This is a genomic window from Vreelandella neptunia, assembly GCF_022489065.1.
GTDB classification, from domain to species: Bacteria; Pseudomonadota; Gammaproteobacteria; order Pseudomonadales; family Halomonadaceae; genus Vreelandella; species Vreelandella neptunia_A.
This window is the reverse complement of the sequence record NZ_JAKVTW010000001.1, coordinates 806415-832073: the sequence shown is the minus strand read 5'-3', so window position 1 is coordinate 832073 and position 25659 is coordinate 806415. Positions and strand designations below refer to the sequence as shown.

General features: G+C 46.9%; 22 protein-coding genes. 5 read left to right on the top strand and 17 right to left on the bottom strand.

The window, feature by feature from the left end:
* Positions 1-90 precede the first annotated feature (90 nt).
* The 8 genes from MLE19_RS03750 to MLE19_RS03720 form a co-directional block, all read right to left on the bottom strand.
* Complete coding sequence (locus MLE19_RS03750) at positions 91-579, bottom strand: hypothetical protein (protein WP_240716717.1); 489 nt, start codon at positions 577-579, stop codon at positions 91-93.
* Between the two features lie 304 nt (positions 580-883).
* The gene (locus tag MLE19_RS23210) at positions 884-1318 is read right to left on the bottom strand and encodes an NUDIX hydrolase (RefSeq protein WP_425356791.1); all 435 of its coding nucleotides are present in this window, start codon (positions 1316-1318) and stop codon (positions 884-886) included.
* Entirely contained in the window at positions 1319-1795 is a 477-nt protein-coding gene (locus MLE19_RS03745) for a hypothetical protein (RefSeq protein ID WP_240716716.1), read from the bottom strand.
* A 341-nt stretch (positions 1796-2136) separates the two neighbouring features.
* The gene (locus tag MLE19_RS03740; RefSeq protein WP_167520875.1) at positions 2137-2304 is read right to left on the bottom strand and encodes a hypothetical protein; all 168 of its coding nucleotides are present in this window, start codon (positions 2302-2304) and stop codon (positions 2137-2139) included.
* Between the two features lie 317 nt (positions 2305-2621).
* The gene (locus MLE19_RS03735; protein WP_240716715.1) at positions 2622-3230 is read right to left on the bottom strand and encodes a hypothetical protein; all 609 of its coding nucleotides are present in this window, start codon (positions 3228-3230) and stop codon (positions 2622-2624) included.
* An 87-nt stretch (positions 3231-3317) separates the two neighbouring features.
* Positions 3318-4052, bottom strand: a complete 735-nt coding sequence (locus MLE19_RS03730) for an HNH endonuclease (RefSeq protein WP_240716714.1) — start codon at positions 4050-4052, stop codon at positions 3318-3320.
* 39 nt (positions 4053-4091) lie between these two features.
* Positions 4092-4862: a hypothetical protein gene (locus MLE19_RS03725; RefSeq protein WP_240716713.1), complete on the bottom strand. Its 771-nt coding sequence runs from the start codon at positions 4860-4862 to the stop codon at positions 4092-4094.
* A gap of 94 nt (positions 4863-4956) precedes the next feature.
* Positions 4957-5406, bottom strand: coding sequence for a hypothetical protein (locus tag MLE19_RS03720; protein WP_240716712.1), 450 nt, complete (start codon positions 5404-5406; stop codon positions 4957-4959).
* Between the two features lie 181 nt (positions 5407-5587).
* On the opposite strand from MLE19_RS03720, the gene MLE19_RS03715 reads away from it, so the two are divergent.
* Entirely contained in the window at positions 5588-6214 is a 627-nt protein-coding gene (locus MLE19_RS03715; protein WP_240716711.1) for a tyrosine-type recombinase/integrase, read from the top strand.
* A gap of 169 nt (positions 6215-6383) precedes the next feature.
* On the opposite strand, the gene MLE19_RS03710 is transcribed toward MLE19_RS03715, so the two are convergent.
* A complete protein-coding gene (locus MLE19_RS03710; protein ID WP_240716710.1) occupies positions 6384-10208 on the bottom strand; it encodes a hypothetical protein in 3825 nt (1274 codons plus the stop codon).
* Between the two features lie 1019 nt (positions 10209-11227).
* Positions 11228-12022, bottom strand: a complete 795-nt coding sequence (locus MLE19_RS03705) for a 2OG-Fe dioxygenase family protein (RefSeq protein ID WP_240716709.1) — start codon at positions 12020-12022, stop codon at positions 11228-11230.
* Positions 12023-12286: 264 nt separating this feature from the next.
* On the opposite strand from MLE19_RS03705, the gene MLE19_RS03700 reads away from it, so the two are divergent.
* The gene (locus MLE19_RS03700; protein WP_240716708.1) at positions 12287-14155 is read left to right on the top strand and encodes a putative bifunctional diguanylate cyclase/phosphodiesterase; all 1869 of its coding nucleotides are present in this window, start codon (positions 12287-12289) and stop codon (positions 14153-14155) included.
* A gap of 407 nt (positions 14156-14562) precedes the next feature.
* Here MLE19_RS03700 and MLE19_RS03695 read toward each other — a convergent pair whose 3' ends face one another.
* The 7 genes from MLE19_RS03695 to MLE19_RS03665 form a co-directional block, all read right to left on the bottom strand.
* Positions 14563-15555 (bottom strand): hypothetical protein, encoded by a 993-nt coding sequence (locus MLE19_RS03695; protein WP_240716707.1) that lies wholly within the window; start codon positions 15553-15555, stop codon positions 14563-14565.
* A gap of 2 nt (positions 15556-15557) precedes the next feature.
* Complete coding sequence (locus tag MLE19_RS03690) at positions 15558-18026, bottom strand: hypothetical protein (RefSeq protein WP_240716706.1); 2469 nt, start codon at positions 18024-18026, stop codon at positions 15558-15560.
* A 668-nt stretch (positions 18027-18694) separates the two neighbouring features.
* The gene (locus MLE19_RS03685; RefSeq protein ID WP_240716705.1) at positions 18695-18889 is read right to left on the bottom strand and encodes a hypothetical protein; all 195 of its coding nucleotides are present in this window, start codon (positions 18887-18889) and stop codon (positions 18695-18697) included.
* A 393-nt stretch (positions 18890-19282) separates the two neighbouring features.
* Positions 19283-20407, bottom strand: a complete 1125-nt coding sequence (locus MLE19_RS03680; protein ID WP_240716704.1) for an iron-containing alcohol dehydrogenase — start codon at positions 20405-20407, stop codon at positions 19283-19285.
* 117 nt (positions 20408-20524) lie between these two features.
* On the bottom strand, positions 20525-21514 hold the full coding sequence (locus MLE19_RS03675) for a TRAP transporter substrate-binding protein (RefSeq protein ID WP_240716703.1): 990 nt from the start codon (positions 21512-21514) through the stop codon (positions 20525-20527).
* A 28-nt stretch (positions 21515-21542) separates the two neighbouring features.
* Positions 21543-22820 carry a TRAP transporter large permease gene (locus tag MLE19_RS03670; RefSeq protein ID WP_240716702.1) on the bottom strand — a complete coding sequence of 426 codons (1278 nt, stop codon included), beginning with the start codon at positions 22818-22820 and terminating at the stop codon, positions 21543-21545.
* Positions 22817-23344 (bottom strand): TRAP transporter small permease, encoded by a 528-nt coding sequence (locus MLE19_RS03665; protein WP_240716701.1) that lies wholly within the window; start codon positions 23342-23344, stop codon positions 22817-22819. Before MLE19_RS03665 ends, MLE19_RS03670 begins: the two co-directional genes overlap by 4 nt.
* Before the next feature lie 143 nt (positions 23345-23487).
* On the opposite strand from MLE19_RS03665, the gene MLE19_RS03660 reads away from it, so the two are divergent.
* The 3 genes from MLE19_RS03660 (at position 23488) to MLE19_RS03650 (ending at position 25525) form a co-directional block, all read left to right on the top strand.
* Positions 23488-24423, top strand: coding sequence for a LysR family transcriptional regulator (locus MLE19_RS03660; RefSeq protein WP_240716700.1), 936 nt, complete (start codon positions 23488-23490; stop codon positions 24421-24423).
* Positions 24424-24666: 243 nt separating this feature from the next.
* A complete protein-coding gene (locus tag MLE19_RS03655; RefSeq protein WP_240716699.1) occupies positions 24667-24948 on the top strand; it encodes a PepSY domain-containing protein in 282 nt (93 codons plus the stop codon).
* Between the two features lie 13 nt (positions 24949-24961).
* On the top strand, positions 24962-25525 hold the full coding sequence (locus tag MLE19_RS03650; protein WP_240716698.1) for a cytochrome b/b6 domain-containing protein: 564 nt from the start codon (positions 24962-24964) through the stop codon (positions 25523-25525).
* Positions 25526-25659: the final 134 nt, after the last annotated feature.

Here is a 25659-nt window from a genome sequence, read left to right as displayed (position 1 = left end):
TCCCTGGTCATTAATTGCTTAACCTGACTATAGCGTGAGCCGTAACGCCGCCAAAAAGGGCTTGCCGAGCACTTGGCCTTGTTACAGCTTTCATATTCGCGGGATCATTCTTAAAGCTTTAAGCCGCTCATTATTGGCTGCTTCGCTACCAATGAATGTGTTCGTGATAAAGGCTGACACTGCTGGTCCAGAGTGAATTTTCTTTATTCTTTCTTTAGCAGCATACACATGTTTTAGACGAGAATAAACATCCTCCCACCAGTCTCGCCCATGCTTTTTAATAAGGCTATCTTTTATATTATACATTCTTTGCTTACTATTATAGCTTTCATCTGAGCCAATGAGACTGGCCCAAATCATTCGTTTCTGCAAATCATTGGGCAGCCAGTTTTGACCTTCAAGCTGTGTGATTATATTAGGGTGCAAGTAGAGCTTATGCTCGCGAATCATCCTGTGAACCCACAAAGACTGTGCCTCTTTATACGCTTGGGCTCTTTGGTATCGCGATAACCCTTGAACATGATCCTTCCATGTTTCCAGTTCATCTATTTCGCTTAACTTCCTAGATAAATTTTCCATGGCTACCTTTCTTATAACAGGTAATAGACTGCCAACCCTAAGATTGGATAACATGCTGTCAAGGTTCTTCAGCAAACGTAGCGCACTGAAGTCTCTCTAGTGTATTGATAGGAATATTTCCAATTTATATTAGGCTTCATTTCTAATATTCGCGCGCCTACTGCCTTTCTAGGTTAGCCGCTTTGGTTAGTTAGTACCTAAGCACGAGCATTCCTGTTTCGGCCAAGAGCGGACGCTCAGTAAGGGCTGATATAACATTTGAGCTATCTAGAGTTTTGTGGCTTGCGGCAATTGAGCGAAATAGTTACGCTGAACCTGCAAGGAAGAGCAATGCGGCCGCTGTAGTAGAAGTTACGACTCTGCCGCTTCTAATGAGTGCGCGCGCGTCCGCTAGTGGCAACCATCTCGATTCGTACTCCCCGCATTCCACCAAGTTACCTTTACAATGGAAGATGTGTACCAACTCGTTGGTAATTCCGGCCGATGTCGTCAGGGTCAATAATGGTTCTGCGTGAGTAACAAGAAAGCCGGCCTCCTCCCGAGCCTCGCGAAAGCAGGCCGCCTCTGGCGACTCCCCGTGCTCGATGACCCCGCCAGGCACTTCAAGTGCTGCACCTTGTCCGGCTCTAGCAACCTGTACCAGGAGCACCTGCCCTCCCGACTGACTCATGCAAAGTGCAAGTACAGATCCTGGGTGATCGATCAAGAAGTCAACACTGGATCGAGAAATTAGCTTCATCTATATCAACCAATAGGCGCTAGCGACGTACACCCAGACCAAGGCAAACAGATAGGGTAGTGACTGTAAGAGCTTGCCCACCCATACGTCTTCCTTTGCCGCTAAGACCAGCTCTGTGAAGCGTTCGATCGATCTAGTGTCGTTGAGCTGACTATTCATATGCTGCTGCATGTGAAGATAAAGGTTTGCCACACTACCACCTGAATCGATTTCAAGCAGCTGAGCTTGAACATATGTAACTGCTTTCCTTCGATGTGCGGTAGTCTTGATCCATAGAAAAAGTGTAGCGAGACCGAGTAGAACAATCATCACCCGAGAGATATCGGTATTAGTCGACGGATTCTGAACTTCCAAAAGAAGAAAGGCTGCAGCAACAAGTATCGACTGCGATGAAAGATAGATTTGTCGGTAAGATTGAAGGAGGGACTCTTGAACGCCCCAGAGCGAAATGATGTCGCCTCGTGTGTACTCTGACATGTCGACGGATCTCAACCAAAGATAACTATGCGGCCTAACAGGTTTTAGACTATCAATTCTATTATTGGGCAAACGTGCCAGCACGTTTGCATGCATTATGCAGCATACCACCTCCATCTAATCTGCTTTAACAAAAAAATGAATCAAGCATCTCGCCAGAATAACTCCAGTCAACGTGCCAGCAGCCTACTCAACAATCCGCTTTGGATCGACAGAACCTATGCATTAGTATTCTTCTTTCGGCCAAGAGCGGATGTTAAAGAGTTTTAAGATTAATGATGTTCACAACATCTATTCCACGCCCCATTCCCTAAAACGCGGAGCGTGGCGGGCTGGGAATGTCAGTTTCCGTCTTTGAATTTTGCTTTACAATTGCCGCTCATGCACATGGTACAGTAGTGCTCTCTATCCTCATGCTGGGTACCCTCAGCGATGATAATGCCGCAGCCGTTGCAGAACAGGGTGCCAATCCCGTCTTCGAATTTCACAATTGCATGTTCGTAGTCCATAAAGTTCTCCGCGAAGACCCAATCCTGCAAGAACGGGTAGTAATAGCTTGTCAGCAAAAGCCGACCTTTATCTGATATTTCCTTCGATGGCGCTATCAGGCGTCAGTTCAATTTCCTCTCGACCATCAGATTGATACAGATAATAACAACACACCTAAACAGCACAGGCTAAGCAATTCTCTCCCTGGCAACAGATGCATTCAGTGCCATGATTCTCGGATATGCAACTCTGTATCACCAAAGTTTGCTTAGTCGCTATCGGCCAGAAGCTGCCTTTTAGTCGTCTCTGTTATAATGCTTGCAGCAGGGGCGCGACGTCAGGAGCGTCCCTCGCCTGCACTTGTTATGTTTTTTAGCCACCTGTATACCCCCGTATTTTGCAGGTATATTGCTTGGTCGACTTCAAGATATATACAACCCAAGATCTCAGCGGCAGTGAGCCACAAAGACAGCTTCGGGTTATCTATCACAAAATCAATATTTTTTATGGTCTTACCTTGAATGGTTATTTCGGGATAAATGCCATGCCCAGCCCATTTCGCAAACGACTTCTTCTGGTTAGAGTCCATCTGAGCTGCGTAATCCTCTAAAGAGAACCCTACATTAGAGATGTCATGCGCCATCTTATTTCTCAAAGACGCAAGATTTTCCAGAAATTTGGCTTGATCAGCGTATAAAACATTCATCTTTTTTAGTAGGACTACTTTTCCATACCGTGCATTAGCTTGCTCCAAGTGAGAAAAGCACGTTTCTAATTCAGGCTTATCTAACTTAGTTACAAGCGCATGTGTGCAAGCAGCCTCAAAAAGAGCACTAAGCTTAATAATAAAAGACCAATCGTCTTCATTGACCAGCTTCTTATAAAACCCGTCTGGCAAATTTAAGCGTTTTTCAAATTCTTCAACACTTTCAAAGATATCGTTCATATTTTCACGTCTATAGGTCTTACTCGAACGAAAATATAACGCTCACTTCAGTTGCGCGGCGAAGCCGCGTCAATCTACGAGCGCTTGTTATGTGCTTTTTCTTGCATTATCAATATGTTCTTTTAAGCTCTCGACCGAGATGGTTTTTGTACCTCTGTGAATCATTGCATGACAATTTGGACATACTGGGATTAGATCTGTGACCGGATTAACCGAATATTTCTGCTTGATTTCATTTAAAGGTATCAGGTGATGTACATGAATATAGTTAGCGCCCAGAACGCCATAATATTTTTCAAAATCGAACCCACAAACTGCGCAATAACACCCATGATGTTGAATACATCTCTCTCTGGCTTCAGGGTTTCTCTCATAGCTATTTACTGTGACTGTGCTCTTTGTACCTTCAAGATACTGATTCTCAGAATCCAGAATTTCTTCAGGCAGAATACTGGTCACAATTTCAGTTGCATACCAGTCATTCCCTCTTCTCATTAGCTTTTTCGGTAACAACTTTCTTTCAAAGTCCTTTATTTTTATTGGATCGCTACCTTCAACAGCAAACATCCTAAAAACTAGCAGGTCGTAACCTTCGTTTTCTATAAGCGACAGGTGATCTCTGGATTGCTGAAACCCCTTATTTTTCTGACCACTTTCTTTTCGCTCCCAGTCATATGTAAATATAAGCCAGTGATCACCAATTGCCCTATCATCCCAAACACCAAATATTATTAATTTTTCCGATTCATTGATGAATGACCAACTCCAATTCCAGTTGGCGCATGTGGCACCAATGCTTTCTATAAATTGTTTTCGGCTCATAACTTCCTTTTACACATAACGTCAAAAACAGGAGCGTGGTTACACGTCCCACTGCCTTTTTTTGTTAAAAATTCGTCTTATACGGTATCGGGTAGCTGAAATATTAAACCAGAGCTCCGCCCATTTTGTCTTGAGTGGCTTATTTAGTTCCCGATACTCGTGCCGTATTATTAGAAGAATGCCAAGATAAGGGTCTTCAATTGGTTCTTCTACGGGCTCGCATGCGGACTCGTTTACCCGCCTCAACGAAATATACTCATTGCGTACCTTTTCAGGAGTTAGCAACCTCATTTTCTCCCAGCACTCCACAACTGGAGGGCTAAAGTAAGAAAGGTTGTGCGTAACGTGATCAACAAGCCGATTAAATCTTTCAGCGTACTCTTGGTTTTCTAGATTGAATACAGGTGAACGTTTTTTCATGGTTTCAGCAAATGAGTCTACATGCTTTTCATGTTGATGCTTGTAGTACTCATCGCTTACCTTTTTACGGTAATCTCGCTTTTTCTCTTCTGATTCAACGCCCTCTGGGTAATAAATGTTAAATCCATACATCTGCTCTAGCCAATGAGCATTTTCGAAATCATTGACTGCCTTTTCTAGAAATTTATCATTCGACCTGTATGGTTCTTCTATCTTCTTTTTGTAGTTGTAAACTAAAAGATCTGAAGCATCATGGTAAACCTTGTCGTACACTCTTGCGCGCTCTATCCGTCTTGCTTTTCGAGAGCTATGGATCGAAAAAATAAGCCCGCCAAGAGAAACCAGAAGGCTTCCCAGGGAGATAAAAATTGCTATCTCTGATTTATCCATAACATCTCGACCAAAAGGAAACTTTTAACGCCCGGCACATGCGCCGGCTTGGAACCGCGAAGCGGCGGAAAAGCGGTCGCTGTGATGCCGCTTGTTAGGGCAAGTATGCATCGTAGAACCCCTCCCAAGAAAGCTGACCCACTCCGGTTTCGCTGCTAATGAATACGGTATCGATCGGAATCAATTTGCCGAACCCCAGAAATTTTTCCCTGAGAATTGATTGGAAAGCCCCGCTGTAGTACTTCACGGCATTACTCGGGATCAAGATCGCATGCCGACAACTATCACGATTCGTTCGACCGGTTTCTTTCAGAAGCTCGCCAAAAATTTTGTGAACTGTGTTGTGGCGATCTTTGGAATCATCGCTTTTTGCCTCGATCACCCAGTGGAGCTTCGAGGCTGATTCGAACTCGACATCTGCGTACGTCTTTGACCGGCAGTTTTTGTTGATGATTTTGGCAACGCGCAGATCTTCATCGGCGTGTGTCTCTAGGTGCCTCAGAAACTGATCTATCAGGTCTTGTTCAGGTGTACGGTTTGCCATCGGCCTACTCTTTCTTGCCCTAACAGAGATTATCGTGCCGGCTGCATAACACGGCTGAATCAGCATGCCGCTTTCGCCGGAAGGGCCGCTTTGGGTCGAGCCACGACTATAAATTAACCTTAGCACATGAGGGGCATGAATTGAGCCATTCTTTGACCTCCACCTGATGGAGGAACATGCCATGAACGTTTTGACTGAAATCTCCTATACACCTACCCCTTGGAATAAAGGCAAGTTGGTTGGGCAGAAGGCGCCTCTGCGCCTTCGAGATATCTGGGCCATACGTGTGCGCCTTCAGCTTGCCAAAAAGACGAGAGACCTTGCCCTCTTCAATTTAGCCATCGATAGCAAATTACGAGGCTGCGACCTCGTCAATTTACGATTACGCGATATAGCCCATGGTGCATGCATATCCCCACGAGCCATCGTGATGCAGCAAAAAACGCATCGACCTGTCCAGTTCGAAATAACCGAGCAAACCCGTATCGCTATTATGGACTGGATACAGCTTGCTCAACTCAGAAACGAAGACTTCTTTTTCCCTAGCCGAATCAATAGCGCAAAGCATCTTTCAACGCGCCAATATGCCCGTATCGTGAAAGCCTGGGTCACCGAAATAGGTTTAGATGCGTCAATCTATGGCACGCACACGATGCGCCGCACCAAAGCCTCGCTGATATACCGTCGTACGAAAAACTTAAGGGCAGTGCAGCTACTCCTGGGTCACACGAAGCTGGAAAGCACCGTCAGATATCTAGGCATAGAGGTAGATGACGCGTTGGAAATGGCAGAACAGACAGAAGTTTGATGAGGGTAAACGACGGCCTATTTCGGGCCGTCGTTGTCCGGCCAGGAGCGGCCTCTTAGGAGCCACTGATATAGCGCTTTAACGCCGCGCTCTGCGGCAAATTTGAAGCGCAGCGAAAAATTTGCCGCAGAGCGCATTGTTATACGAAACTCAAACACAAGCAGGCCGGTTATTCAAATCGTTGTTCTCGCTGGTTGTGTTCGTCCGACTCGCGGCCTCTATTCTCTCTAATTGACCTATCTAAAAGAGAAAGCTTAGCCTTTGCGATCTTTTTCACCTCAGGTAAGTCTTGATTTAATAGCTCTGCGAACGCCTTCGATCTAACTTCAAGAATGTCGGCAAGTGAACCTGACCACCCACCAGGAAAGGACTTGGAGAAAATAGTTTCAACTATAGCAACTTTGTCCTCTGCGGCATCTAAAAGTGATCTGATATGTTTACTAAGAGTTACTTTCTTTGGGTTTTCTAGAGTCTGAGATTCCTTGTCTAAGGACGTATATGCTGAAACAGCACCAGCTACTTTCTGGATCTTATCTTGATTTCCATTACACCAATCTAACACGCGCTCGATTGGAGCTAAGTTTAATGGAGAGCTACTACGATTGACCCTGTCTTTAAAAAGCAAATACGTAAGTTGTTCGCTGTTCTCACTATCGATGAATACTCTATCCAATACATATTCAGGGTAGGTTTTTACCAGATGGGCTATGATATTTTCTAATTCGAAGCCATATAGGCGATATGTCTCTACGCCGTCGCAGAGCAAGCTAACAATATGGCGAATTTCATTCTCCGTGGTGGATTCTGATAAACACTTTTCAATAACTCGGTCCAGTCCATGAGACTGTCGCCTGATTATTTCATCCCTGTGCATTGAAAGAAGTTTCAAAATAGCAAGCCTACCAACTGATCTTAGTTCATAGCTAGGACTATAGTTGTTTTCCTTGTCAGTCAAGAATCGCATGCTCAATATTTCAATGGTTGCAAATATCCCATCAGCTAAATCATTAATTGCGCTAAGCAGTTTTGATAAATCATCATCAGATATAGGTTCATGAGTTCGACCATAACTTATCTGTTGGAAGCGCCAAGCTTCCAGTTCACCAGCCAGCGCTAATTCTATGAGCCTTTTTGTACCCCAAGGTGCTATCGGCGTTGCAGACAGAATATCAACGAAATACGGTTTTAACTCAGGTACAACCAAGATAGACTCTTGGAGTATCCGTGACAAACCAGGATTATATGCATGAACACCAGCAATAAAGCCGCGAAAGAGGTTAGTTTGAACTAATTGCAATTCTTGCTTTTGCATCAACTGAACCAGCGTATCAAAGGTTGATCTTTGATCGGATGAACCTTTAGCCAACCCCTTGCCGAATGGCCAAAGCGCATCGATATGTTGCTTCCAAAGCCTTGGTGCCAATTTTTCAAGATACTCAGGTTCGGATACAGCTAACACCCCTAATTTTTCTATCTTACGGTGAATTTCTTCTGAATTTTCTGTGAAATCCCCATTTCTCACCTCTATGTGGTCCCATGTGTTAGTCAATGCATACGCTTCGATTTCAGAATAGGGATCAGTCGGTGCCGCTAAACTTTCTAGCTCCTCAATTTTTTTCAATAATTCGGGAGTGTGCTTCTTTCCGTTGTAATGAATTGTTTTTTTAATAGATAGCCACATATCTGGCCACTGACCATCAACAGCATATTTGCGAACAATACCGTCAAGAAAGTCAAAACAACCTGCGTATGTCCATAAACCATTAAAATGGTTTGCCAGTAGCTCCTTTGCCCAGTGCACTCTGGGTTCATTATTAGAATCTAAAAGTGGCACTATTAATTCAGCAAAACCTACGTACCAATCCAATACTTCTTTATCAGTTTTCGGCTCCCATCCATAGTCCCTACTTCTAGCACCAAAATCAAAACCTCCAAATGAGGTCCAGTGAGAAGTCTGAAAAACAGAGCCAAGAATATCCTGCACAATCTCAAGTTGTCTCACATCACCGGAATCCAACATCCTTTTTATAAAAGCATGTCTTCGTGTCGGAGTAGCCTGTGTACCTGAGAGGTACAATGAAAAAAGGCTCGATAATTGACTAGTGATACTATTGTTATTTTCTCCATATTTTTCTGTTTCAGCAAAACGAAGAATTAAAACAGCTGCGCGATCAAAGTACTGATCATCGTATGCAATCTTTCGAAGTAGTTGAACAAAAATAGAGAAATTCTGATTATTTCGAGAGCAGAACCCTTGGGTTTCCGAAGCAGTTTCGATAGCAGCTAAAACTACATCTGGAAAAACAGGCGCGATATGGGTTAGAGCCGTAAGTAACTCAGCATCACACTCTGTAATGTTGTGAAATGGCCCATCAACCTTCATCCACGTATAAGCGAGTTGACGAGCTGGTTCAAAATCATGCAGATAACCTAATCGGTGAGAGCATGATTTGAATAGACGTAAATTATCCCCCTTTAACAACTCGGCATTAATTTGGTCAGGACCGATGTTTTGAAGTGCTCTTCGTGCAAGACGATTAGCTAACGCATGCGGTAAAACTGCTCTCCAGTTTCCTCGCTGCTGTGATAGCTGTCTCCGTAATAACTCTGCATGGTTACGATTTAATTTATTGCGCTCCAACCCGCCAATTTTAGAAAGAGCGCTTAATTCATTGTTAAACTCTTGCGTGCTTACGTTAAAGGAATAAACTAGCGATAATACCTCTGCACTTTCAAGTAAACTTTCGGCTGCACCTTTTCTTTGATTAAATAGCCTCTGAAACAACTCTTCATCAGAAAATTTTGCTAACGTCTCATCTGAATCTACTCGACTAGCCAATGCAATAGCAACGCGCGCATTTCCCCCAGAAAACTCTGCAACTTTATCGGCATTCACTCGTCCTAGAGATGAGAACCTTTTTTGAATAAGTTTGGAAACAGTCTGCTCACTTGAGGGCTCAATATGTATTACTTCCGTTTCTTCTGGGCGATCTTCGGAAATGTCATATTCGATAGTAAGAAGACTTAATTTAGCTTGATTTGATGATACTTGCCTTTGCAGTCTCCTATGAACATCTGGCGGGCAATTATCCAGAACCACATAGCATGAAAAATCATTAGCTATTAAATATGAAACAAGCTCAGATGCTGTTGGGGATAGATCATCACCAAGATCGGCGTAAATTACATTTGCTTCCGGCAAAGGTTTTTCGCATACACCATCTTCAAAAAGTGCTTGAGCAAAGCGTGTTTTTCCAACTCCAGAAAGACCGGTTATTCGAACCACTGAACCTGCTTTAAGTAATCTTTCACGTACAAGCCTGATTCCATCAGAAATCGCTATAGGTGTTTTTTGGTGCGAATTTAAATCGATAACGCAGGGATGTTCGTCCAATAAAAATTCATCATCTTGATTTGCCGGGGTAGCAGTCCATTTCCCAAAAGGAAGCCATCCAGCTAGAGGCTTCCCTAGCCTAGAGCGAACCCATAAGGCAACGCCAGGAAACTGCCTCAACCATGCGCATAGTCGATCTCTTCCATAGAAATCGAGGAGAAGAGCATCACTATTTGGCAAATCTTCGAGGGCTGATTTCATACCAATAATGCGTTCAGACAGCATTTTATCCGAGCAATCATCCTTGCCACTAACAATTACATAAGCGCCTTTTTTAGCTAACAACTCACCTATAACAGCTTTTACTTTACCTTTTTCAAGCATTTCCTTTTTACAGGCAGCTTTACTCATACTATTTTTCTTTACTTGATAACCAGTATTACCACGGCTTACAAAGCTTGGAGTTGGCAACGGGATTGCATCAACAACTCGAACATCAAGGCCACCATCAGCAGCCTCTTGCGCACCACCCCACAGAACACATGAAGGCTGAAGTCCTTGGCTAATTAATTCTGCTTCACACAATCTAGCAACCATTTCTCTTAGATCAGCATCACTTAGATTTGAAATATCAGATGGTTCAAGCTCAAAAAATATCATTAGGTTTTACAATTCCCTATGCTGCCAATTAATATCGGTAAAACTGAAAGTTCGTATAACAGCGTATTAGACGGTGCACTCTATGATTGAATGAACTTGCTGGCACTTTTTCCGGCAAATGCAGACTGCCAGATTCTCCCAAGCCTATGATTCTTTGAGATGTTAATTTCCATTAGGCTATATATCCAAAACTCGCGCGCCTGCTGCATTTCCCGGAATGTCCGCTCAGGGTCGTTTGCAGCCTAAAACTTAGCATTTATGTTTCGCCAACTTCCTCGATGCTGCCGATTTTTTTACCCATTTCCCTACTAAATTCAGCCTAGCACAAGCACCTTAAGCGGGCTGAGTCTTATCGTCTAAAGTTTCAACGTTTCAGATGCCTTGAAGATTGAGCTCAATAGCTAGCAGTACACAGCCACTCACCAAGCGCTTTAGAGCCGTATATTGTTATGTATCGCTAGATGGCTGGCATTGGCGAAGCCGCACTTAAACGCGGCATCCTAGAGTACGCGCCCTTCCTCACGGGCTACAACCGAGTGGGCAAACAGATGCCAACTACATAACGGGGGGTGTTGCCTGTCTCGGCCACCATGGCGTCTGTAGAGAGAGGGTTGGTAAATTAGCGCTCAAAGGTGTGACGGGTTGGGGCGAGTGAGAAAGCTTTGCTCCAAACATCTTGCAGCAGGCAACCTGCAAATAGGCTTCCTACGAGGTTCAGGCTTAGCTACCAAAAGCGGACGTTGCGACAATGCGGATATAACGTCGCATTCAGCGGCTTGCCAGATTACGCGATCCGCCATTTCTTTGACTCACTCGATGGTAATATTCATAGCACTGAGAGTTAGCGTTGCTTTATTGTTTTGTAACATCATTATCAAGAATCTGATCAAGAACTTTGTGGGCGTAGACCGATTAACATTAACCCCGCCATGACGCCTCATATCCGCTTACTGTTCAGCTAGGCGCCCCCGGAGTTCCGGGGGCGTTTGTGTTGCTAGGTTCTCAATTTACCGAGAGTGTCAGTGGCTCTCATTGAGGACCGCTTCCGGGAAGTGGCGACGCAATATCCGGTTCTGGAAGTCATCCACGAAGCGGCTGTTGATGATGATGATGAACCGCTCGAAGGGTGCCTCGCTGTTGAGCTGTTCGATCCCGTCGACACTGTGGAATAGCCGGTCATCGCTCAGATGAAGGATATCACCCGGATCCAGGGTGATATCGACCAAGGGTTGCGTGCCAGCCTTGTCCGCGTAGAGGTGGTTTTCACCGCCTGCCACGTTTTCTCGATTGAGGACCAGAATGCTCAGGGCCTTGCAGCCATCGGCATGAATCCCCTGCCCCTGGAGGGGGTCGATGCTGCCTTCCCCGCGAACCCCGGTGATCTGCATCAGGATGGGTTCGTGCGCACCGATACTCCACAGCCTTGCCCAGGCGCGAACGAAGGCCTTCACATCCGGGCGTGCCATGAATTCCCTAGTCAGCGGATCATAGTACCGCAGGCGGTCGGCCATGCTCTCCGCGTCATTGAAGGCTCCCCCCTGGGCCATGGGACACTGGCCCATGTCCTCGACATCTCCCTGATCATTCAGGGCGAGCCAGGACATCCGCTTCCACCGCTGGTTCACATAGGGATCGCGTGGAAGATCGGCGGCAAACCCCTGCCAGGCGGTCAGATCGATCCGTTCCCGAATGTCGGTTTTCGCCCAATCCTGATGCTTTAGCGCCTCGGTCACTCCCGGATTCCAGTAATCGGCTAGGGAGTCGGCGGGCATGGAGGTGGGATCGAAACCGTGCTTGAGGGTATCGAGTTTCATGATGGTATTCTCCTGTCAACTGGGCAGAATTGCCCTGTGTTGCCGGTGTAAGAACGCGGTCAACAGGAGAGAAATGAAAAGATCTGCAAAGATATGTCAAGAAATGTAATAAGAAAGAGTGCTTTTTTTGAAAACAGGATCAGACCGCTGATGGCGTTTATGTGTAGGTTACGTCATACACATAGGTGTAGGATAATCACAACAAAGTGACTATTATTGCCATTATGATGGCTCTCGACAGTGTCTTTTCTTTAAGTGGATCCTATGGCTGCCAGCGATTCCCGACATCACAGAGATTCGGAACGCCTGAATAAGAACCGCAGGGAGTTTTCTGGTGCGCTCGTGTTGCAGGTGTCTGAGACACCTTCCACTGATGGCATTGATTCGCATGGTGCAGGCAGGGAAGAAGTCGAGTTAGTACGCCGCCAGTATCTGGAGAGTGAGCAGCGATTCCGCGCCCTGCTGGAGAGCCTGCCGAAGGTGGCGGTTCAGGGGTATGATCGCGATCGGCGAGTGATTTACTGGAATGAGGGTAGCACTCGTCTCTATGGCTATACCGCTGAGGAAGCCCAGGGACAGTTACTGGAAGATCTGATCATTCCTGCCTTCATGCGTGACGGGGTGATCCAGGCGCACTTTGCTTGGATCAAAGACGGGGTCGATATACCCGCCGGTGAACTCGAGCTCAAGCACAAAACCGGTGAACTGGTATCGGTCTTTTCGCAGCATCTAATGCTCAATGAGCATACCGACTCACCCTTGATGTTCTGCGTGGATGTCGATCTTTCCGACCAAAAGCGCGCCCACCGTGACCTGGAATTCGCCACCCATTTCGACAGACTCACCCATCTCCCTAACCGCCAGACTTTCGAGGTCGATCTGGACAGTCTGTTGGATTCCTGTCGACGCCAGGGCAATGGCCTGGCAACCATCTACCTGGACCTCGATCACTTCGTCGAAATCAATGATGCCCTTGGCTATGATCAGGGCGATCGCCTGCTCGTTGAGCTGACTCGGCGACTGATAGAGTGCCAGCGAGTCACTGATCTGGTGTCCCGTGTCTCTAGCGATGAATTCGTGCTGGCCTTTCCCGGTGTCCATTCGGACTCCGATGTCAGACGAGTCGTTCGCCATGTCCAGAATGTCTTTCGGGAACCTTTTGTCCTGGATGGTCGGGAGCGTCAGGTCACGGCCTGCCTGGGTGTGGCGCTCTTTCCAGAGAATGGTGAATCGTCACGCGAATTGATTCGTAATGCCGATGTGGCCAAGAATCGTGCCAAAGTGGATGGTCAGAGTGCTGTACGTTTCTTCCATCAGAAGCTCCATGATGAGCTGGTTCGCCAGCACTATCTCTCGGCGCGACTCGAGGAAGCCCTGGATAACGGTGAATTCTCCCTCCACTACCAGCCTCTGGTCTCGGCGACCAGTGGGCAAATTGAGAATCTCGAGGCCTTGTTACGCTGGAAGCCTGCCGAGGGCCCGCCGATCTCGCCTGCCGAGTTTATCCCGCTGGCCGAGCGAACTGGTGTGATCCATCGTCTGGGCGACTGGGTCATCGAAGAGGCTTGCCGCCAGCAGGTGGAATGGCGTGCCAAGGGATTTCATGAGCACCGCATCGACATCAATGTCTCGGGGCGTCAACTGGTGCGTACCGGTGCCCTCAAGAGTTTCGAGGACGCGCTGCAGCGTCACGGCTTAGGTCCGCGGGATATCGGCATCGAATTGACCGAGAATGTCCTGATCGAAGCCGAAGAGACCGTCCTCGAAGACCTGCGGCGCCTCTATCATCGCGGTTTTCGCATTGCTATCGACGACTTCGGAACAGGCTATTCCTCCCTGAGCTATCTCAAGCACTTTCCAGTCACCGCCCTGAAGATTGATCGCTCCTTCATCCACGACGCTCCCACACAGCCGAAGGATAGGGCCATTATGGAGGGTGCCATCTTCATCGGTCATCGGTTGGGATTGGAAGTGGTGGCCGAGGGTGTCGAGAACGTCGAGCAGTTGTCATTGCTTCGTGAGATGCATTGCGACCTCGTCCAGGGGTTCTTCTTCTACCGTCCGATGCCTGCCAAAGAAATCGACCGCCTGCTGGGCGGTTTAGTGCCTAGTCACGATGGGCTGTCGAGCTAAGCCTAGTCGTGATTTGGCGTAGCTGTGCATAGTGAGACTTGTCTTAACCAAGGCTCAAAGGAAATCTAGTTGAGTTCATAGGGTTAGTTTGTAGTGTGGATCAGTATACTGACGCACTAAAAACTCAAAAGTGGTGCAACTGCTCATTAGACACACCAAGTTAGAAAAACTCATTTAACCTAGGAAAAAAGCAGGTAATACCTTGAAAATGGCAGATTAAGCGGAGGTTTAATATTCACTAACAACGACATAGGCCTGACCGTCGTTATCGTGCCAATAGTGGCCGTTGAGATAGTCCCAGTGAGGCGGCATCGCAAAACGTTCACAATCTACGACTTTGCCCAGCATTAATAAAACATACAGCTTCAAAAATTTAGGTAAAATAATAAAACGATTAGGTTATCAATTCATTTATTGAAGCAGAAGTCCATGACTTCCGTGAAACCAGCTTCTTCTCGCGAGAGCCGAGACTCTAACTCGTCGAGCTCTTTGACCGAAGGTAAGGTTTTTGTAGGCAAAACTGCAATTTTGAATTCTGGTATGTAGTATTTGCCTACCTTTGTGAGCTCATCGCTTAATTGTGCCAAAATATGATCACGTAACACCACTTGATTTCTTCTAAACTTGATCAGGCGGTGGCAATCGAAAAAGTCGGATCGTTTCTCTGAGTCGTATTTTCTGCCATTCCAACCAGTTTTGCGTGTGGCTTGATACAAAGCAAAGTCGTGAGTTTCACTCCAAGCTAGAAAATTGAAGTCGTTGTGAGGATTCGGGTTACCGTAAGTCACTTTCGGGAGGAATTCCATGTTTGCATGTTGGTATTTATCTAGGCTACCTAAAATGGAATTTTGTGAAGATAGCATCCTCCTGATTGATTTCGGCAAATGAAAGCACATAAGTTTTTTTCTATTCAATAGGCGCAGTTCTCGCCCAAGTAATTTGTTATCTCTTCTCCAATGTCTTTCGTATCTTTTAGGTAAAAACTGAAAACATACTCTGCCGAGAGTAAAGATGCTTTCCGAACTAAACCCAGTGATGTGGGTTTCTTCTGTACTTGGATCATCTCGAAGGAAATAATGGGCTTCGCCAAACCAGAGCAATGATTGAGCAATATCCTCAATCATTTCGCGAATTGTTTCATCAATCGAGTAAGGTTCATATTGTGTCCTCACATTGCCAAAAAGGCGATTCGTGAGTTTGTCATCACTTGAGCTTATATCGAAGAGGTTGTCCGTGTGGTGATTGGATATGTGAAAAATTCTAGCAAAGTCTTCGTCAAACATTCTCCGATTAAAATCGGGCCTTTCTCGCCTTGATTTGATTAGAATTTTTTCGAGCAGTCCGAAACTTTCATCATGAAATTGATATTGAAGTGATGGCTCTGCTCTAATAATTTTCATTCTTAATCCTCTGCTTCTTCTTCACGCAATTTCCTTGCGATACTGGTAATGCGGTGGTCTATTTTAAAATCGTCAGTGCCGAGAAATGGCAAAACATGAATTGCAAAAAATAGGTGAGAAGCATCTGAGTGTGATTTCAGAAATTCGTTGACCAACTTATTATAGTGCGCTTTACCTTCCCCGAAACTCATTTGATGCCCGTATCCATCGTGTCTAGCCCTATTTTCAAAAGCTATCTTCCAGTTCATACGTATCATTCCTCTCGGAGATGCGCACCAGCTGAAACTGTTAGGATTGGAGAGCAAAATCATTCTTTTGAGGTACTGTTGCTTATTATCAACCCGCTCAATAAATGTCATAAACTTTCCGATTGCCACGTCAAGTAACTTCGGATTATCAAAATACGCGCCATACAGGGTGGCAAAGCCTAAAACTGACGCCAAGTCGTTTATGACTGTTGAAATTAGGTGCAAACGGAACTCGTCATTGACTTCCAATTTCGGGTCAGCAAACTTGGAATCTGATGCAAGTATGGCCAAATTAAAAAACATAGGAAAAATTTTCCCAAATTTTTCTTCATTATTTTCCTCTAGAGCATGTATACACTCTTCCGTCAGTTCAAAATAAACCTGTCCGAAATGATCTGGAAAGCCATCGTCGTGCTCAGCCGAGAATATATGCCCAACAATATCAGGGTTGCCCAATATTTCGAAAGTTTGATCTCTTACCTTGACTAAGCTGCCGGCCATACCTTTCACATCAATCTCAGGAAAAGTGTACTGTTTTTCCAAGTAGTGAGTGTAAGCGGTATATCTCTCTAAGAGCTGGGAAACTTCTTCCAACCACCTCGGTAGTTTCCAATGGAAATGGAGGCTGGCCAAAGCTACCTGAGTTGCCGCCTGTGAAAAGCCTAGTTTGATTAGTGATTCTATAAATTCTGGCACGATCTTTTCGAAAAACTCGCATACCTGCTGCAGGATTTTCTTATAGCTTTGTAGGATCTTCTGCACAGCCAACTGTTGAACATATTTTGGCCTAGATAGTCGGCGCCCTTCAATTGCAAGTTCAAAACTGATGCGCTTGACAATGAATGAAAGTTCCGCTTGAAAAAAAGCAGGCAAGCTGTGTAATGAGTTCGCCGACCAAACGTCCTTTAAGAAGAACTGCCCCAGCTCCTTCTCGAAAGTAATCATTCGCCTTAGTGTCTCAAGACAAAGATTACTACCTAGGACAGCCCAGGCATCGGCGATTGCAATCCATATTTTCTCCTCATCACTGACTGCATCAACTCTTTTCGATGCGAATGCAGTCTCAATGAGTCCTCTTATTTTATAGATCTCTTGCATACCTAGATCGAACTGAAACTCTTTCGCATACGTGGCAGTTCGAACCGAGAAGCAGCTGATTAGATTTAACGCCAGCTGGATATCACCTTCTTCAAAAGCAAGTTCAATATGTCTTGAGAGTCTTTTAATAATTTCACTTTCAAACCAGTTTAGATCGATTTTCTCCTCGACTGACAACTGGCTGCTTGTCTGTAAGGCCGAAGACGTCGCACTATCTCCTGCAAAGAACCACTGTTGGTGATTCTGTTTGCGAGGAAACCAATAGCTGTCTTGCTTGATCTTATGCTTTTGATGAAGATAGTGAAGAAGTAAGCGTGAATAATCATTAGTAAGAGCCGGGAGGTTGTCCCCCATCCCTTCCTTGTCGGTTTTTACACGGTCATCAAGATAGCAAAGCTGCTCAAGCGCCATTCTTGCCGCCCTTGAATGGTGATTGGCCAGAGATGCAGAATTGCGTGTTTTGGCTGCTCCTTCGATATGCTTAGCTATGTTAGGTAATATTTCGCTACGCACTAAGAGGTTTAAATTAAAAAAATTAAATAGCCTTTGGCCTAGCGGAAATAGTGTGAGCGAGCTCGCAAGGGTTAAAAATGTGGCTGCAAAGTAGATAAAATAGCCGGGATCTATTCCAAACAATGGTAATGATGTTGCTGTCAAACTAAAAGTCGCAGAAAATACGAGAACTCGTGCAAATACGCTGCCGATCTGCTCATTTGTGAGCAATTGTATTATGTCACTCCGTAGTCTGGTGTAACCGGAGCTCAGAATTATACCAATGGTCGCAAAGTATATAGAAAAGATTGCCGTAAGGAGCTGAGCATATAGGCGAAGTTGTTCAATATTGTAATCTTTATCCAAGTTAGTAAGTGGTTTCAAAAAAACCATATTGTTACGAACGTAGCTTTCGATACAAATCAATGTTCCCAAGCTGAATGCAACCCAAAACAAGCTCTTTAAACCAATCCAGGCTAGGTTTATTAATATATTTACGTTCGTTCGAGCTTTAGATATCGAATTACCATGCTTATATATATTGGCTTCGAAGAAAAACCTTGTCTTCTCTAGACGTGTTCTGCTTTTCCAGAACCATTGCTTAGACATTGCCCAAATTTTTATTCGATCCATCAAACTATATAGCCTCTTGTCAGCTTAACAAAACATTTATTTTCTTATCCTTCAGGATTCTAAATTTTTTGATGCGAAAATAAGTCTCAAACACTGTACTAAATCTGTTTCGTTGAATCAGTCACCATGGCAATGCTGCGCACGCGAATGTTGCCAAAACTGAGCGACAACTTTCTTTCTAAGAATCATATATACATTTACGACAGAAAATGGCTTCTTTCAGCTCTTTCAACAGAAAAACGGGGGATTTCGGTCATTAACTGCACTAACCAACCTACTCCTCCTCTGGGTTATGAATCAACTATCTATTATGGTTTATTGCCACTCTTGTCAACGAAGGAGTAATCACCTGTAGCCACTAGTCAAAAGCCATCCTCCCTCGTCACTACAATACAACAGCCATCCTCGTCTCACTATACCATCAGCAAGAACTAACAAAAAATTATTAAAATCAATAGATTACGGATGATAAAACACTCTGAGTCATATCTTCATACAGTTATATGAGGCATGCGTATAACTGGCGTTTCACTCTCGACGCGGTAGTCAATCACTAGCAGCTTCAGTTCGTGATGGGAGTTCGGAGTTTATGGCCAAAGCAAAGAAAGGCCCAAATGTCCTAATTGATGTTGATTCATAACACATAAAAATGCTTTATAAAGCATGTATCAGGCCGCGATGGTTCCCGTCGCCAGTGCCTGATCTGTGCCGCTCCATAGGTGGCGATAGAGGACTTCTTGGGCTCCTTTAGCATCCCGCTGCATTGCGAAGTTGTAGAGCGCTTGGTGTTCGTCGGCGGCGATGCGACCTCGATAAGACAGCGAAATAAGTTGATAGCGTAAATACTTATCGAAAAACTGCATTGTGCATGCGCATCAGTGTTTGGGAGCCGAAGAAATTTTACAATGCCTGGTTCTTAACTAAAGCCGCCATTCAGCTAACTCGCGTATGTTCTGTGCCGACACTGGCGCTACTTCAAAACCTCGCTGACCTTCATCAAACGTTAAACGGTTAAGCCCTTCGCGTAATGTGGTTACACTTGTGCCGTATTCATCACGAAAGATGTTTCACGGTTTGGTTATCAAGCTGCTATATGAAGCCGCGCTACAGATAGTTGACGAGAGCAATGAGTGAACGACCTGCTGTTCTAATCATGCTCTCTTCCAGAAGCTCGCCTTCCCTGGCCAGCCGGAGGTTACGCCAGTATGACGTTCATATAAAAGTGATGTAGCGCGATCAGCTCGCAAATCGAGAAACTAGTCCATAGCTTCAATGATTAGCTGCCGATATTGATCAGCCGTCAGCGGCTGTGGATTGGTTGCGTGGCTGTGATCCGCCAAGGCACGCTCGACGATATAATCGAAATGTTTCTCCTCCACCCCCAAGCTGCGAAGCCCTTTAGGGATTCCGAGGCGCGAATTGAGCTCCGCAAGGGCATTGGGTAAATTTCCCTTGCTGATCCCCAGCGCTGTTTCGATGCGGCTCATTTTTTCAGGCGCCGCAACGCGGTTTAAGCGCATTACGCCGGGCAGAAAGATAGCATTGAGTGTGCCATGATGAAGCTGCAACTCTCGCATCCCGCCTAAGGCATGAGAAAGTGCATGAATGGCGCCAAGGCCCTTCTGGAATGTCAGGCCGCCCTGCAGCGACCCCATCATTAGCTCGGTGCGGGCATCAAGATTGCTTCCATCCTCGAACGCCGTGACGACGTTGCTCCAGATCCGGACGGCTCCATCGAGTGCGATGGCTTCGGCTGGAGGATTATATCGCGGCGAAAGATACGTTTCGAAACAGTGCGATAATGCGTCGAGCGCCGTCGCTGCCGTTAGCGATGGCGGCAGGCCCAACGTGAGCTCGGGATCGCAAATCGCACATTTTGGAATAAGATGAGCGCTAACAAAGCCAAGTTTTCGGCCATCTTCCAGGGTAATGAGCGCAGCACGGCCGACCTCGGCGCCAGTGCCAGCCGTGGTAGGGATAGCAATGACGGGGGCCACCCTATCCGTTATTGCCTGCATACCACCTTCAATTAACGCATAGGTCGCTAAAGACCCACCATGCGTGGCCAGCAGCGCAACCCCCTTAGCAAGATCAATGGGGGACCCACCCCCGATAGCCACAAGCCCATCACAATCATTCGAGGCATAAACCTCAGCCGCTGCCTCAGTGGCCGCTTCTGTTGGATTGGTTGGCACATCAAGAAAGACTGGGGTGTAGGCTTCCAACTGCCTAGTCACCTTTTCAAGCAATCCCGCGGCCTTAATCCCCTGATCACTGATGATCAATGGGCGACGGATACCGACGCGATCAAGATGCTTTCCCAGCTCATTGATACTGCCAGTGCCAAATTCGACTTCCGTAAGATATGTAATTAGAGACATGATGCACCTTTAGCTTAGGATGAATAATGCGCTGGCTATAGAACCTGAATAAGCCGCATAGTAAGCTCCAAAGTTTATTGTTAAGCGGAGGGCCGACCATGTCGGCCCCAAGTAAAATCAGTCAGCAACAGCCGCCATATCAGCGCGTGCCTGCTCAATAAGATCCAAGCCGATCTGTTCGGAAAATTCAGTAACGACTGGAGCAACCGCATCACGCAGTTTGGTCATCTCTTCCTCCGAAAGACGTGTCACTTCCATGCCCTCTTCCTTGAGCAGGCCAACCAGACGATCAGCGTCATCGCGTGAAAGAGCACGCTGGTATTCAGCCGACTCTTGGGCAGCCTCCATAACGAGCTGCTGATCCTCCTCAGCCAGGCTGTCGAACCACTTCTTGCTAGCTAGTAGCACATAGGGTGTATAGACGTGCCCAGTAAGGGCAAGATGATCCTGCACTTCGAAGAACTTGGACGCGTAAATCAGTCCTACCGGCGTTTCCTGCGCATTGACAGTGTTGCTCTCTAGGGCATTAAAAAGCTCGGGGTAAGGCAACGGGGTGGGATTGGTGCCTAAAGCTTCGAATGTGCTGATGAATAAGGGATTGGGTATTACGCGGATCTTAAGCCCCGCCATATCCTCGACCGAGTTGATGGGACGAATTGCATTGGTCATATGACGAAAGCCATTATCCCAATAAGCAAGACCCACTAGCCCCATGGCGTCGAGTTTAGCAAAGAGCTCTTCACCAACGGCCCCGTCCATCACCGCATCGACAGCATCAAAGTCCGCATAAAAGAAAGGCAGATCGAAGATGAGGAATTCGGGGATGGTGCCGACTAGATTTGACGTTGGGCCGACCATGACATCAAGGAAGCCACCTTGCAGCGAAGACTGCATCTGGGGTTCATTACCCAAGACGCCGTTGCCAAACGTTTGGATGTTGATGCGACCGTCGCTTTTTTCAGCGACAAGCTCAGCAAATCGGATTGAACCCTGCCCGACGGGGTGCTCCTCAATGGGCACATACCCCAAACGAGCATCTTGAGCCGATGCCGATACGGCCGCCACAAGGGCTGTCGAAACAACTAATGCTTTTAATAATCGGTTCATGAGCTTCTCTCTTCATTTGGATTTATAGTTATGAGAACCAGGATGCCGGAACAGTCACAAGAGCAGGGAACAGAACCAGAATCACTAGAACTAGGATTTCAGCAAACAGGAAAGGCAGCACACCTTTAACCGCCTGATCCATGCTGATTCGACTAATGCCGCAAACCGTGTTGAGGACGGCACCGACGGGAGGCGTAATCATTCCGACAGCCGCCGTCATAATAAACATGACGCCGAAATAGATTGGGTCAATGCCAGCGGCTGTGATTATCGGCAGCAGCACGGGCACGAGAATGGTGATAGCAGGCGTGAAGTCAAGCACCATACCGATGGCAAAGACGGTGATCACGATTAACATCATCAACAGAATCGGCGACCCTACAAATGGCTCAAGGTACACCAGCATCTGACCGGGTAGATTGGCGATGGCAATGAGGAAGGCCGTCACCATTGATGCAGCAACAAGAATCATGATGACCGCTGTCATACGGCCAGCATTCAATATGGCGTAATAAAGATCCTTGGGACTCATCTCCCGGTAAATGACTAGGCTGATCAGCAGCGCATAGACGGCAGCCACGACACCGGCTTCCGTCGGCGTAAAGATGCCCATGCGGAGCCCACCGATAATGATGAGCGGTAAAATCAACGCCCAAACCGCCTCTCGAAGGCACTTACGAATATCAGAGCCCGATTTTTTGGGTAGGACGGCAACATTGTCCCTGCGCGAAACAAGCCACCAAGCGACAATAAGGCTAAGCGCCATCAACATGCCAGGCACGATCCCGGCCATAAACAGCCGTACTATCGATATATTGGCCGTTACGCCAAGCACGATGAACCCGACCGATGGTGGAATAATAGGCGCAATGATGCCAGTAGCAGCCATAAGGCCCGCTGAGCGTTCCACACGATAGCCGGCCTCGCGCATCAGCGGAATGAGCATCACGGCAAGGGTGGCAGTGTCGGCGATTGCCGAGCCCGAAAGGCTGGCAAGCAACAGTCCCGTGCCAATAACGACATAGCCCAGCCCGCCCCGAAAATGCCCAAACAGGGCCAAGGCGAGGTTGACGATGCGACGGGAGAGCCCACCCGCATTCATGAACTCGCCCGCCAGCAAAAAGAAAGGTATGGCCATCAATGGATAGCTGTCAGCGCCGTCAATGAGCTTTTGCGCCATAATCTGAGCATCGAGATTACCCATCAATAACATCATTGCAATGGCGCATACCATCAGTGCAAAGGCTATCGGCACGCCAATGCTGATGGCACCAAAAAGGGAGCCGAGAAATACAATGGCGGTCATCGCGCCTTCTCCTCAGGCCGAACAACGGCATAAGGGTCTTCGCCGGACCAGGTCTGGGGCAATTCTCCTTTTAGCGAGCGCCAAAGGTTAACGAATAATACAAGGGCCATACAGGCGGAAGCGACGAGGCCAGCGGCATACATCATGCCTACCGAGATGCCCGATATTGGCGCTCGATTATTCCAGTTAAGTAACGTCTGAACCCAGCTCCCCTGCCATATCAACCAACAGCACCAGAGCATCAGCCCATGACTGACGAGAAAACAGGCAATGCGCATAGGCCTGGGCAAGCGCGCTACAAGCGTATTCACACTCATGTGCATACCCTGCGCCAGCGCGACAACTGAGCCCAAAAATACGATCCAGACGAAGATCAGGCGGGAAACTTCTACTGAAAATGGAATACCCGAATTAAAACCATAACGCAGTACTACGTTCCAAAAGACCATCAGGCCCATGACGCTCATGCCGATCACCACGAGATGATCGAACAATTTGAACAGCCACTGTAGCGGCTTTGGCATTTTATTCTCCCAGGGCTTGGGTACCCTTTTTGTTGTTGTTTCAGTGCCAGCATTGCGCCTTAAGGATAGTCAACAATATAGTGAGTCAGCACAGGCACGCATAATAAAAACTACCAATACAGACATAACCAATGGTTATACCCATGATCCCCAGCTTGGAATCCATTACAGCCCGTCTACGTCTCCGGCATTTTCGGTTACTCATCGCGATTGATGAACACGGATCTTTAATTAAGGCAGCAGAAAGTGTCTCAATAAGCCAGCCAGGCGCAACAAAGGCGCTCCAGGAAATCGAGGACGCCGTAGGGTCAGCTTTGTTTGTTCGAACAAATCGAGGCCTTGCTCCCAATGAAGTGGGGCATTGCATCATTCGATATGCGCGTTTGATATATCAAGATCTCGCCCATCTTCGAGAAGAGATAGAGAGTATTCTTGATGGATACGGCGGTCGTTTGGCCGTTGGCACTATAATGGGAGCGGTTCCTCTCTTGACCGATCACCTTACCCAGCTCCTCGAACGTCAGCCGGCAATGCGTATCGAATTGGTAGAGGATACGAGCGCCCACCTTCTAGATTTGCTCGATAGTGGTCGTCTTGAAGTTGCCATCTGCCGAACAAGCGTGAGCCCCCGCCCGGAAGCCTATATCGCTACGCGAATTTGGGAAGAGCAACTAGCCATCGTGGCCAATGCAAGCCATCCACTAACGGGCCTTCCCGCACAATTAGCTGATCTGGCGGCTAGTACCTGGATTGTGTACGCGGCCGATATGCCGATGCGGAAATACTTGGAACAGGAATTCCTAACGCAAGGATTACGTTTCCCAACGGAATTGATCGAAACCACGTCGGCTTTTGCCACGCTGTCACTCCTCCAACGCAACTCCACTTTTGTGGCCCTGCTGTCCACTGAAGTTGCTCAAGTACTGTCCCGCACGGGAATGACAACCATCTTAGAGGTCGAGCTCCCGGCTCGCAGCGAACCCTACTATTTCGTACGCAAGCGGGATCGGAGCATGTCACCTGCGGCTCGGCTTCTAAGTGAACAGTTCACAGCAATGCCGCCCCCCTTCGAACCGTAAAAGCTGGAAAAGGCTTAACCCATTACTTAGAAACGATAAATTTTTTCTGATTGGAGAGAAGAGCTTAGAGGAGAGCAGCTCTTGCCGTCGTCTCAAGTTGGCCGAATGAAAGCACTCCTCCTAGCTCTCGCGCCTACTAGTTTTCTTTAAGTCTGCCATAAGTTACCTCATTTAAGATGATCCTTGTGCCAATCGACGAATATGTCTTGCACAGCCACCCACCATCGAAAAGAGATATCACTTATGCAAGCTCACATCACCAAGATTATAACAACGGCGCTGCTACTGACGGCTAGCACGGTTGCGCTGGCAGAGACCCATTGTACTGATGCCCCCAGTAGCGAATGGATCAGCCAAGATGATATGCAAGAACGTATCAGCGAAATGGGTTACAAGATCAAAGAATTTAAGGTCACCGAGGGGAACTGCTACGAGATATATGGCTGGGATGAGCTGGAACGCCGAGTAGAGATCTATTTCAATCCAGTAGATGCCAGCATCGTGAAACAGGAAGTCGATGACTGATTAGGAGATTTCCATGACCGATAATACCCGTATCCGTGTTTGGGACCCGTTAGTCAGGTTGGTACATTGGTCTTTGGTCGCTGGCATAGCCGTCAACCTATGGCTAACCGAAGAAGGGAGCGATATACACCAATGGGTCGGTTATGCCTTGGTGGCATTAATCGTGGTACGCATCCTTTGGGGGTTTATCGGTCCCTGGAGTGCACGCTGGCGGAGCTTTTGGCCTACCGTGAGCCGACTTCAATGTGCGCTGCGCGTTCGCGAAAGCAAGACAGAGCAAACATGCATTACTCACACACCGCTGGGCGCTATCATGATGCTGGTGCTGCTTGGGCTAATACTCGGTCTGGGCCTGACTGGCTACATGATGGAAGAAACTGATCGTTTCTGGGGGGTGGGCTGGGTCGAAGAAACCCACGAATTCATGGCCAACGCGATTCTTTTTCTAGTACCGCTGCATGTATTAGGTGCTGTGGTAGAAAGCATCAAGCAAGGCGATAATTTGATCGCTAGCATGCTGCATGGCTATCGCCGCCGCTCTAACACCAATACTAAGGCTCATGATGTTCAGTCTTAAGATGCTGTTAGGGCACTATTATGATGAGGCCCACTCCTACAAACCCAGCCGCATTGAATGAGGTTAAGCACATGTTATTGGTCGGATGGCACCGAGCGTGGGTGCGACGGCAGTCATCAAGGCATTACACATTA